The organism is Streptococcus oralis, assembly GCF_001578705.1.
GTDB classification, from domain to species: domain Bacteria; phylum Bacillota; class Bacilli; order Lactobacillales; family Streptococcaceae; genus Streptococcus; species Streptococcus oralis_J.
In genome coordinates this window covers 343,501-355,384 of the sequence record NZ_KQ969038.1, presented here as the reverse complement: position 1 = coordinate 355,384, position 11,884 = coordinate 343,501, and the positions used below count along the sequence as shown (strand labels likewise).

The window sequence follows — 11,884 nt, the reverse complement described above, 5'->3', positions numbered from 1 at the left end:
TATGTATTTTCTGTCTCAAAAACTATATACTGAACATGAAACTTGTTTGAAAGAGGAAACTGCACGATGATTTATTCGAAAGAAATTGTTAGAGAATGGCTGGACGAAGTAGCGGAGCGGGCTAAGGACCATCCGGAGTGGGTAGATGTCTTTGAGCGTTGCTATACAGACACCTTGGACAATACGGTTGAAATCTTAGAAGATGGCTCAACTTTTGTCTTGACTGGGGATATTCCTGCCATGTGGCTTCGGGATTCGACAGCCCAACTCAGACCCTACCTTCATGTGGCTAAAAGAGATCCTCTCTTGCGTCAGACCATTGCTGGTTTGGTCAAGCGTCAGATGACCTTGGTGCTCAAGGATCCTTATGCCAACTCCTTTAACATTGAGGAAAACTGGAAGGGTCACCATGAGACTGACCACACAGAGCTTAATGGCTGGATTTGGGAACGTAAGTATGAGGTGGACTCGCTTTGCTATCCTTTGCAGCTGGCTTATCTCCTCTGGAAAGAAACTGGCGAGACCAGTCAGTTTGATGAGACTTTTGTCGCAGCGACCAAGGAAATTCTTTATCTGTGGACGGTGGAACAAGACCACAAGAATTCACCTTATCGTTTCGTTCGGGATACAGACCGCAAGGAAGACACTCTGATAAATGATGGTTTTGGACCTGACTTTGCAGTGACAGGTATGACCTGGTCAGCCTTCCGTCCAAGTGATGACTGCTGTCAGTATAGCTATTTGATTCCGTCAAATATGTTTGCAGTCGTTGTCTTGGGATATGTGCAAGAAATCTTTGCAGAACTGGATCTAGCTGATTGCCAAAACATCGTGGCAGACGCTGAGCGTCTCCAGTCTGAAATTCAAGAAGGCATCGAAAACTATGCCTATACGACCAACAGCAAGGGCGAAAAGATTTACGCCTTTGAAGTGGATGGTCTAGGAAATGCTAGCATCATGGATGATCCAAACGTACCAAGTCTGCTGGCGGCGCCTTATCTGGGCTATTGCGACATTGAAGACGAAGTGTATCAAGCAACTCGTCGCACCATTCTAAGCCCTGAAAATCCATATTTCTACCAAGGTGAATACGCAAGTGGCCTAGGAAGTTCTCATACCTTCTATCGCTATATCTGGCCCATTGCCCTCTCTATCCAAGGCTTGACAACAAGAGATAAGGCAGAGAAAAAATACTTGCTCGATCAGCTGGTTGCCTGCGATGGTGGCACAGGTGTCATGCATGAAAGCTTCCACGTGGACGACCCAACGCTCTACTCACGTGAATGGTTCTCTTGGGCCAACATGATGTTCTGTGAATTGGTCTTGGATTATCTAGATATCCGCTAGTCAGTTCTTTAGTTAGATAGAAATAAAAATTTAAGTTAGAATGAGGTTTTACTCATGGAAAATGTTGTTGTACATATTATCTCACACAGTCACTGGGACCGTGAGTGGTACTTGCCTTTTGAAAGCCACCGTATGCAGTTGGTGGAATTGTTTGACAATCTCTTCGATCTCTTTGAAAATGACCCTGAGTTCAAGAGTTTCCACTTGGATGGACAAACTATTGTCCTAGATGACTACTTGGAAATTCGCCCTGGAAATCGCGACAAAGTCCAAGGTTACATTGACGAAGGCAAACTCAAAATTGGTCCCTTTTACATCTTGCAGGATGATTACTTGATTTCTAGTGAAGCCAATGTTCGCAATACCTTGATTGGTCAAGCAGAATGTGCAAAATGGGGCAACTCGACCCAGATTGGTTACTTCCCAGATACCTTTGGAAATATGGGACAAGCTCCTCAAATCCTTCAAAAATCAGGCATTCACGTGGCAGCCTTTGGTCGTGGTGTGAAGCCGATTGGATTTGACAACCAAGTCCTCGAAGATGAGCAGTTCACATCCCAGTTTTCAGAAATGTACTGGCAGGGTGCAGACGGAAGTCGTGTTCTCGGTATCCTCTTTGCCAACTGGTACAGTAACGGAAATGAAATCCCAGTTGATAAGGATGAAGCCCTGGCCTTTTGGAAACAAAAACTGTCAGACGTGCGTGACTATGCTTCGACCAACCAGTGGTTAATGATGAATGGATGTGACCACCAGCCTGTACAGCGAAATCTGAGCGAAGCCATTCGTGTGGCAAATGAACTCTTCCCAGATGTGACCTTTGTGCATAGTTCATTTGACGACTATGTCCATGCAGTAGAAAGTGCTCTACCGGAGCAACTATCTACGGTTACGGGTGAGTTGACCAGTCAAGAAACAGATGGTTGGTACACGCTTGCTAACACCTCCTCATCACGGATTTACCTTAAACAAGCCTTCCAAGAAAATAGCAACCTCCTAGAACAAGTGGTGGAGCCATTAACTGTCATCACTGGCGGGCACAACCATAAGGACCAGTTGACCTATGCTTGGAAAGTTCTTCTACAAAATGCGCCCCATGACAGTATCTGTGGCTGTAGTATTGACGAAGTTCACCGTGAGATGGAGACACGTTTTGCCAAGGTCAACCAAGTTGGAAACTTCGTTAAGACGAACCTTCTCAACGAGTGGAAGGGTAAAATTGCAACCCACGAAGCCCAAAGCGACCTTCTCTTTACAGTCATCAATACAGGTTTGCATGACAAGGTCGATACTGTCAGCACCGTGATTGATGTTGCGACTTGTGACTTCAAAGAATTGCACCCAACAGAAGGCTATAAGAAGATGGACGCTCTTACCTTGCCAAGCTACCGTGTCGAAGACTTGGAAGGGCATGCTGTAGAGGCGAAAATCGAAGATTTGGGAGCTAATTTTGAGTATGATTTGCCAAAAGACAAGTTCCGTCAAGCTCGTATCGCTCGCCAAGTGCGTGTGACGGTTCCCGTTCACCTAGCGCCGCTTTCTTGGACAACTTTCCAATTGCTGGAAGGAGAACAAGAACACCGTGACGGTATTTACCAAAACGGAGTGATTGATACGCCATTTGTAACGGTCAGTGTGGATGACAGCATCACAGTCTACGACAAGACAACTCATGAAGCTTATGAGGATGTTGTTCGCTTTGAAGACCGTGGGGACATCGGGAATGAGTATATCTACTTCCAACCAAAAGGAACAGAGCCTATCTACGCCGAGCTGACAGGCTATGAAGTCTTGGAAAATACAGCTCGTTTTGCCAAGATCTTGCTCAAGCATGAATTGACAATTCCAGTAAGTGCAGACGAAAAACTGGATGCGGAACAAAGAGGCATCATTGAGTTTATGACACGTGAAGCTGGACGTTCAGAAGAATGGACAACCCTTCCTCTGGAAACAGAGATGACCATCTTTGTTGACAATCCTCAAATCCGCTTCAAGACTCGCTTTACCAACACCGCTAAGGATCACCGTATCCGTCTCTTGGTCAAGACTCATAATACGCGTCCAAGCAATGATTCGGAAAGCATTTATGAGGTGGTGACACGACCAAATAAACCAGCGCCTTCATGGGAAAATCCTGAAAATCCTCAACACCAACAAGCCTTTGTTAGTCTGTATGATGATGAAAAAGGGGTAACGGTGGCCAATAAAGGGCTGCATGAGTATGAAATCCTTGGAGATGATACCATTGCAGTGACCATTCTTCGTGCCTCAGGTGAGCTAGGTGACTGGGGTTACTTCCCGACACCAGAGGCTCAGTGCTTGCGTGAGTTTGAAGTCGAGTTTGCTCTTGAGTGCCACCAAGCAGGGGAACGCTTCTCCGCTTTCCGTCGTGCCAAAGCCTTCCAAACACCATTCACTAGTCTTCAGGTTGCTAAACAAGAAGGAAGTGTGGCAGCGACTGGTAGCCTCTTGAGCCATGCAGCGCTCAGCTTGCCACAAGTCTGCCCGACAGCCTTTAAAGTTGCTGAAAATGAAGAAGGATATGTACTTCGTTACTACAATATGAGTCAAGAAAATGTACGCATATCAGAATACCAACAAACCATTTTGGACTTGCTTGAGCGACCATATCCAGTTCATTCAGGACTCTTAGCGCCACAAGAAATTCGTACAGAATTGATCAAAAAAGAAGACATTTAACAGTTTTAAGGCGTTTGATAACTAATACTATGAGATAGAAAGGAGGGGCGAAAGAGTAAGGATTAACTACTGATTCGCCCCTTTTTATAGGAAGAACAATGACCATTGCAACTATTGATATCGGAGGGACTGGGATTAAGTTTGCCAGTCTGACTCCTGATGGGAAAACATTGGATAAGACAAGCACTCCAACGCCAGAAAGTTTGGAGGATTTGCTGGCTTGGCTAGACCAACGCTTGGCAGAACAAGATTATAGTGGGATCGCTATGAGTGTTCCAGGCGCGGTCAATCAAGAAACAGGTGTGATTGAGGGAATTAGTGCCGTACCTTATATTCACGGCTTTTCTTGGTATGAGGCACTTGCTCATCATCAACTACCTGTCCACCTGGAAAATGATGCCAACTGTGTTGGACTTAGTGAATTGCTAGCTCATCCAGAGATTGAAAATGCAGCCTGTGTCGTAATTGGGACTGGAATCGGCGGAGCCATGATTATCAATGGTAGGCTTCACCGGGGTCGACACGGCTTGGGTGGAGAGTTTGGCTACATGACAACCATTGAACCAGCAGAAAAGCTCAACAACTGGTCGCAACTAGCGTCAACTGGAAATATGGTGCGATATGTGATTGAAAAATCTGGTCAGACTGACTGGGACGGACGCAAGGTTTACCAAGAGGCCGCAGCAGGCAATGCTCTTTGTCAAGAAGCTATTTTGCGCATGAATCGCAATCTGGCTCAAGGCTTGCTCAATATCCAGTATCTCATCGACCCAGATGTCATTAGTTTGGGTGGCTCTATCAGCCAAAACCCCGACTTTATCCAAGGGGTCAAAAAAGCCGTCAATGAATTTGTCGAAATCTACGAAGAATACACGGTAGCACCTGTTATCCAGGCCTGCACCTATCATGCAGATGCCAATCTCTACGGTGCCCTTGTTAACTGGCTACAGGAGGAAAATCAGTGGTAACATTTACAGGACTTAGTCCCAAACAAGCGCAAGCTATTGAAGCATTAAAAAATCACATTTCTTTACCAGATGTGGAGGTGACAGTCGCTCAGTCTGACCAAGCCTCTATCTCTCTCAAGGGTGAAAGTGGACACTATCAACTAACCTATCGCAAACCTCACCAACTCTACCGCGCCTTGTCTTTGTTAGCAACAGCTCTAGTAGAAGCTGACAAAGTAGCGATTGAGGAGCAGGCGGCTTACGAAGACTTGGCCTACATGGCAGACTGTTCCCGAAATGCGGTGCTGAATGTGGCTTCTGCCAAGCAGATGATTGAGATCTTGGCTCTCATGGGCTACTCAACCTTTGAGCTTTACATGGAAGACACCTACCAGATTGAGGGGCAGCCTTACTTTGGCTATTTCCGTGGCGCCTATTCAGCAGAGGAGCTGCAGGAAATCGAAGCCTATGCCCAGCAGTTTGATATGACCTTTGTGCCCTGTATCCAGACCTTGGCCCACTTGTCGGCCTTTGTCAAATGGGGTGTCAAGGAAGTGCAGGAGCTTCGTGATGTAGAGGACATTCTCCTCATCGGCGAAGAAAAGGTTTATGATCTGATTGATGGCATGTTTGCCACTCTGTCTAAATTGCAAACCCGTAAGGTCAATATCGGTATGGACGAGGCCCACTTGGTTGGCTTGGGACGCTACCTCATCTTGAATGGAGTAGTGGATCGTAGTCTTCTCATGTGCCAACACTTGGAGCGCGTGCTGGATATTGCTGACAAGTATGGTTTCCACTGCCAGATGTGGAGCGATATGTTCTTTAAGCTCATGTCAGCAGATGGTCAGTACGACCGTGATGTGGAAATTCCAGAGGAAACTCGTGTCTACCTAGACCGTCTCAAAGACCGTGTAACCTTGGTTTACTGGGATTATTATCAGGATAGCGAGGAAAAATACAACCGCAATTTCCGCAACCACCACAAGATTAGCCAGGATATCGCCTTTGCAGGGGGGGCTTGGAAGTGGATTGGGTTCACACCCAACAACCATTTCAGTCGCCTCATCGCTCTTGAAGCCAATAAAGCCTGTCGTGCTAATGACATCAAAGAAGTCATTGTGACGGGTTGGGGAGACAACGGTGGCGAGACTGCCCAGTTTTCTATCCTACCCAGCTTGCAAATCTGGGCAGAACTCAGCTACCGCAATGACTTAGAGCGTTTGTCTGCTCGCTTCAAGACCAATACAGGTTTATCAGTAGAAGACTTCATGCAGATTGACCTTGCCAACCTCTTGCCAGACCTGCCAGACAATCTCAGTGGCATCAATCCCAACCGCTATGTCTTTTATCAAGATGTTCTCTGCCCAATTCTTGATAGACACATGACACCTGAACAGGACAAACCGCACTTCGCTCAGGCTGCTGAAACGCTTGCTGAAATCAAAGAAAAAGCAGGAAACTATGCCTACCTCTTTGAAACTCAGGCCCAGTTGAACCAGATTTTAAGTAGTAAAGTGGATGTGGGACGACGCATCCGTCAGGCCTACCAAGCAAACGATAAAGAAAGTCTGAAAGAAATCGCAAGACAAGAATTACCAGAACTCAGAAGCCAAATCGAACACTTCCATGCCCTCTTTAGCCGTCAATGGTTGAAAGAAAACAAGGTCTTTGGCTTGGATACGGTCGATATCCGTATGGGCGGACTCTTGCAACGTATCAAACGAGCAGAAAGCCGCATCGAGGCTTATCTGGCAGGACAGATTGACCGCATCGATGAGCTAGAAGTTGAAATCCTACCATTTACTGACTTTTACGCAGACAAGGACTTCGCAGCAACTACAGCTAATCAGTGGCATACCATTGCGACAGCTTCGACGATTTATACGACATAGGCGTTTATCACAAACAATTAAACATCTCCTTTTAAATACATGGAGATGTTTTTTGATTTGGAGATAGGAAAGGAGTATAATGAAAGTATAAGGATAGTTTGGAGGTATGACCATGAAAAAGTTACTACTGGTCCTAGGTGCTAGTATGCTAGTCTTATCTGCCTGCCACAGAGCGACAGAGGACGGCGTAACTAGTCCGTCAATACCAAGGGAGCAACAAACCAAGGAAACAACCAACTATTTTCACTATTTAGCAGATTCCTATCAAAAGGCTCTTTCGCACGAAAAAGGATCCAAGGATACAACTGTTCAGTCACCTATGGCTGCCACAGTTGCAGCCATGGAAGAACTCCAGTTATCTAATCCGACTGATCAAGCTTTGATTATGAAGAACTACTCAGATTTTCAGAAGCTAATCCAATACAACACCGAAAAGTGGGAAGAAGAGTTTGCAAGCTGGGCTTCTTCTATGGGGCAGTCCTATCATAGACTAGAGCATACAAACTTTGATGAAAAGAATGACCTCATCAAAAAATTAGAAACAACAACTGTCTCTCAGAAAAGTGTCAAATGGAATGTTTTTGGAGTATCGAGTGACAATGCCTATGATTACTTGGTTTTGGATGCCTACTATGACAATCAGGACAAACATTTCTACCTATTTACACTGAAGGATGGGCAAGCACAGGTCTTGCATACCGATAAGACACTGGAAACTATCCCTACTGCAAATTTTGAAGAGACTGAGAATACAGACTTAGCGCAACGTTTTAAGGAATTTCTATTAAAAACAAGTGTAACTACAGAGAGCGAGCCAGATACAGATAATAGTTCTTTAATAGACAAGATAAAAACAGCCATGGAATCCTATTCAGATAGTAAAGGTGAAAGATTTAAGTCAACTAACCTAGCAACATATGGTCGCTACTACGGACTTGCAGTGCCAGACCAGATAATGCAATTTGGACAAGTGGATGGAATGAACTGTACTTTTAAATGGTATGGCTATATTGCTGGTTCTGGTTCTGGGCGGTTTGATGTCCTAGCTTGCTATGTGAATGAAGCAGAGACAGAGGTGATTCTCTTTGGCTACAAGGATGGTAATCCTGCTCTTTTACACACAGAAGGAAGACCAGAGATTGATAAAAATGAATCAGAGGCTATCATAAATGCTCAGGTTCATTTTGTCGAGTTTCATCACCCAATATTAGAACAAGTTTTCAATTAGTAAAGCGGAAATACATTTATCGCATGCAGAGTGTTTCTCGTGAAACCTATTTCTTATAAAAAACTTCTCCACATAAAATAATTTGTGGAGTTTTTTCTATAATTAGTAGTTTAACCTGACCTTCAAATAGGAGTATACTAATAATGTAATCGTTATCAAACCTAAAAATTCGATGAAATCAGTTTTTAGGAATAAAAAGGGAGGAAATTATGAAAAAGTTTTCAAAGACCTTGAGAGATAACTGGATCTTTCTCTTGATGGTTTTACCAGGGGCACTCTGGTTGATTCTATTCTTTTACATTCCAGTATTTGGGAATGTGGTCGCCTTTAAAGACTACCATATGACCAGTAATGGTTTCATAGATAGTATTGTGAATAGTAAATGGGTCGGGTTAGATAATTTCAGATTCTTGTTTAGTTCAAAAGATGCCTTTATCATCACTCGTAATACCGTTCTCTACAATCTCGGCTTTATCTTTATCGGTTTGATTGTATCAGTAGGGATTGCCATTATCCTCAGCGAGCTTCGCTCTAAGAGAATGGTTAAGATTTTCCAAACGTCTATGTTGTTCCCTTACTTCCTGTCATGGGTTATCATCAGTTTCTTTACAGATGCTTTCCTAAACATCGACAAAGGGGTGATCAACCGTTTCTTGGAAACCATTGGTGTGAAGGGGATTAACTTCTATGCAGACTTAGGTATTTGGCCATATCTTCTCCTTTTCCTAGGTATCTGGAAAGGTTTTGGATATAGCAGTGTCATGTACTACGCGACGATCATGGGAATTGATCCTACCTACTACGAAGCAGCAACAGTGGACGGGGCTAGCAAGTGGCAACGGATTCGCAATGTAACGATTCCACAGTTGACACCGCTGATAACTGTTTTGACTATCCTTGCAGTCGGAAACATCTTCCGTGCAGACTTCGGTCTTTTCTACCAAATCCCTCACAATGCTGGTCAGCTCTACAATGTAACCAATGTACTAGACGTCTATGTCTATAATGGTTTGACTCAGACAGCGGACATTGGTATGGCGTCAGCAGCTGGTCTTTATCAGTCCGTTGTCGGTTTGATACTGGTTATCCTATCAAACTTGCTTGCAAGACGAGTGGATCCAAATTCAGCACTATTCTAGAAAGGAGGAAAGCATGGCAGAAAAAATTAAAAAAGCAAAAATTGATAATGTCGGCATTCACTCCTTTAGTAAGAAGGCAGATATCTTCTTCAGTATTATTTCTGGATTGATTGCTCTCTCTTGCATCTTGCCCTTTATCTTTGTCATCATGATTTCCATCACAGATGAAAAGAGCATCCTTCAACATGGATATAGCTTTTTCCCATCACAGTTTGGATTAGATGGTTTCGAGTTTTTGGCTCAGTTTAAAGATAAGATATTACAAGCGCTCTTTATCTCAGTATTTGTAACAGTAGTCGGAACCTTGACAAACGTCTTTATCACCACAACTTATGCCTACGCCATCTCACGGACAACCTTCAAGTACCGCAGATTCTTTACGATTTTCGTTCTACTTAGTATGTTGTTCAACGCTGGTTTGGTTCCAGGCTATATCGTGGTCACTCGTTTGCTTCAACTGGGTGACACAGTTTGGGCCTTGATTGTTCCAATGCTTCTCTCACCATTTAACATCATCTTGATGCGTTCCTTCTTCAAGAAGACCATTCCAGAAGCCATTCTCGAGTCCGCTCGTATCGATGGTGCTAGTGAAGCCCGGATCTTCTTCCAAATCTGTTTGCCATTGTCACTACCAGGTATCGCAACCATCACGCTTTTGACAGCTCTTGGTTTCTGGAACGACTGGTTCAACGCCCTTCTTTACATCAAGAGTGACAACTTGTATCCATTACAGTATTTGCTCATGCAAATCCAACAAAATATGGACTACATCGCCAAAGCAGTCGGCCTTTCTGGTCAACTGGGAGTCGCTCTTCCAAAGGAAACAGGACGTATGGCCATGGTTGTCGTTGCAACCCTTCCGATCGCCATTCTATATCCATTCTTCCAACGCTACTTTGTTAAAGGTTTGACGATCGGTGGTGTGAAAGAATAGCATTTGCTGAGAAATACCGTTTCTCTCTTCCCAACTTCATCTTAGTAACTGAAGTTAAAATCATTAAATCGTTTATAAGTTTAAAAATAAAAAAAGGAGTTTTTATCATGAAAAACTGGAAAAAATATGCTTTTGCATCTGCTAGCGTAGTCGCTTTGGCTGCAGGTCTTGCTGCTTGTGGAAACCTTACAGGTAATAACAAAAAAGCTGCTGACACTGCTTCAAGTGAAAAACCTGTTCTTAAAATGTACCAAATCGGTGACAAACCGGACAATCTGGATGAATTGCTAGAAAATGCAAACAAAATCATCGAAGAAAAAGTTGGTGCTAAATTGGATATCCAATACCTCGGATGGGGTGACTACAGCAAGAAAATGTCCGTTATCACATCATCTGGTGAAAACTATGATATCGCCTTTGCAGATAACTATGTTGTAAATGCTCAAAAAGGTGCTTACGCTGACTTGACTGATTTGTACAAGAAAGAAGGAGCAGAGCTTTACAAAGCACTTGACCCAGCTTACATCAAAGGGAACACTGTAAATGGTAAGATCTACGCTGTTCCAGTTGCAGCCAACGTTGCATCATCTCAAAACTTTGCCTTCAACGGCGCTCTTCTTGCCAAATATGGCATCGACATTTCAGGTGTCACTTCATACGAAACACTTGAACCAGTCTTGAAACAAATCAAAGAGAAAGCTCCAGACGTAGTACCATTTGCAGTTACGAAGAACTTTATCCCATCTGATAACTTTGACTATCCAGTACCAAACGGACTTCCATTTGTTATCGACCTTGAAGGAGATACTACTAAGATCGTAAACCGTTACGAAGTACCTCGTTTCAAAGAACACTTGAAGACTCTTCACAAATTCTATGAAGCAGGATACATTCCAAAAGACGTAGCAACAAGCGACACTTCATTTGACCTTCAACAAGATACTTGGTTCGTTCGTGAAGAAACAGTAGGACCAGCTGACTACGGTAACAGCTTGCTTTCACGTGTTGCTAACAAAGATATCCAAATCAAACCAATCACTAACTTCATCAAGAAAAACCAAACAACACAAGTTGCTAACTTTGTCATCTCAAACAACTCTAAGAACAAAGAAAAATCAATGGAAGTGTTGAACCTCTTGAACACTAACCCAGAACTCTTGAACGGTCTTGTTTACGGTCCAGAAGGCAAGAACTGGGAAAAAGTTGAAGGTAAAGAAAACCGTGTCCGCGTCCTTGATGGATATAAAGGAAACACTCACATGTCAGGTTGGAACACTGGTAACAACTGGATTCTTTACATCAACGAAAACGTTACAGACCAACAAATTGCAGATTCTAAGAAACAATTGGCAGAAGCTAAAGAATCTCCAGCGCTTGGATTCATCTTTAACACTGACAGTGTGAAATCTGAAATTTCAGCAATCTCTAACACAATGCAACAATTCGATACAGCTATCAACACTGGTACTGTAGACCCAGATAAAGCAATCCCAGAATTAATGGAAAAATTGAAATCTGAAGGTGCCTACCAAAAAGTATTGGATGAAATGCAAAAACAATACGACGAATTTTTGAAAAGCAAAAAATCATAAGACAAACTGATTTCGTGTATTCATTCCTAAAAAATGTTATCACTACCTCCTCTGGGACTCCCAGGGGAGGTAGTGATTTTTTGAAATGAAAAATAAACCAAC

Annotated in this window: 8 protein-coding genes; all 8 read left to right on the top strand. The window is 43.4% G+C overall.

Annotation, left to right across the window (positions count from 1 at the left end; translation table 11 throughout):
- Positions 1-66: 66 nt before the first annotated feature.
- The 8 genes from SORDD05_RS07660 (at position 67) to SORDD05_RS07625 (ending at position 11,782) form a co-directional block, all read left to right on the top strand.
- Positions 67-1,347 carry a glycoside hydrolase family 125 protein gene (locus SORDD05_RS07660; RefSeq protein ID WP_061418616.1) on the top strand — a complete coding sequence of 427 codons (1,281 nt, stop codon included), beginning with the start codon at positions 67-69 and terminating at the stop codon, positions 1,345-1,347.
- Between the two features lie 54 nt (positions 1,348-1,401).
- Positions 1,402-4,047: an alpha-mannosidase gene (locus tag SORDD05_RS07655; protein ID WP_061418613.1), complete on the top strand. Its 2,646-nt coding sequence runs from the start codon at positions 1,402-1,404 to the stop codon at positions 4,045-4,047.
- Between the two features lie 98 nt (positions 4,048-4,145).
- Positions 4,146-5,015 (top strand): ROK family protein, encoded by an 870-nt coding sequence (locus SORDD05_RS07650; protein ID WP_061418609.1) that lies wholly within the window; start codon positions 4,146-4,148, stop codon positions 5,013-5,015.
- Positions 5,009-6,889 carry a beta-N-acetylhexosaminidase gene (locus tag SORDD05_RS07645; RefSeq protein WP_061418606.1) on the top strand — a complete coding sequence of 627 codons (1,881 nt, stop codon included), beginning with the start codon at positions 5,009-5,011 and terminating at the stop codon, positions 6,887-6,889. Before SORDD05_RS07650 ends, SORDD05_RS07645 begins: the two co-directional genes overlap by 7 nt.
- 112 nt (positions 6,890-7,001) lie before the next feature.
- A complete protein-coding gene (locus SORDD05_RS07640; protein WP_061418603.1) occupies positions 7,002-8,117 on the top strand; it encodes a DUF4767 domain-containing protein in 1,116 nt (371 codons plus the stop codon).
- 209 nt (positions 8,118-8,326) lie between these two features.
- Complete coding sequence (locus tag SORDD05_RS07635) at positions 8,327-9,256, top strand: ABC transporter permease (protein ID WP_061418600.1); 930 nt, start codon at positions 8,327-8,329, stop codon at positions 9,254-9,256.
- A gap of 13 nt (positions 9,257-9,269) precedes the next feature.
- Positions 9,270-10,190 carry a carbohydrate ABC transporter permease gene (locus SORDD05_RS07630; protein WP_000818290.1) on the top strand — a complete coding sequence of 307 codons (921 nt, stop codon included), beginning with the start codon at positions 9,270-9,272 and terminating at the stop codon, positions 10,188-10,190.
- A gap of 107 nt (positions 10,191-10,297) precedes the next feature.
- On the top strand, positions 10,298-11,782 hold the full coding sequence (locus SORDD05_RS07625; RefSeq protein ID WP_061418597.1) for an ABC transporter substrate-binding protein: 1,485 nt from the start codon (positions 10,298-10,300) through the stop codon (positions 11,780-11,782).
- The last annotated feature ends 102 nt before the right edge of the window (positions 11,783-11,884 follow it).

Coding starts and splice junctions, on each gene's coding strand:
- SORDD05_RS07660 (WP_061418616.1), top strand. CDS start 67: ATGATTTATTCGAAAGAAATTGTTAGAGAATGGCTGGACGAAGTAGCG.
- SORDD05_RS07655 (WP_061418613.1), top strand. CDS start 1,402: ATGGAAAATGTTGTTGTACATATTATCTCACACAGTCACTGGGACCGT.
- SORDD05_RS07650 (WP_061418609.1), top strand. CDS start 4,146: ATGACCATTGCAACTATTGATATCGGAGGGACTGGGATTAAGTTTGCC.
- SORDD05_RS07640 (WP_061418603.1), top strand. CDS start 7,002: ATGAAAAAGTTACTACTGGTCCTAGGTGCTAGTATGCTAGTCTTATCT.
- SORDD05_RS07635 (WP_061418600.1), top strand. CDS start 8,327: ATGAAAAAGTTTTCAAAGACCTTGAGAGATAACTGGATCTTTCTCTTG.
- SORDD05_RS07630 (WP_000818290.1), top strand. CDS start 9,270: ATGGCAGAAAAAATTAAAAAAGCAAAAATTGATAATGTCGGCATTCAC.
- SORDD05_RS07625 (WP_061418597.1), top strand. CDS start 10,298: ATGAAAAACTGGAAAAAATATGCTTTTGCATCTGCTAGCGTAGTCGCT.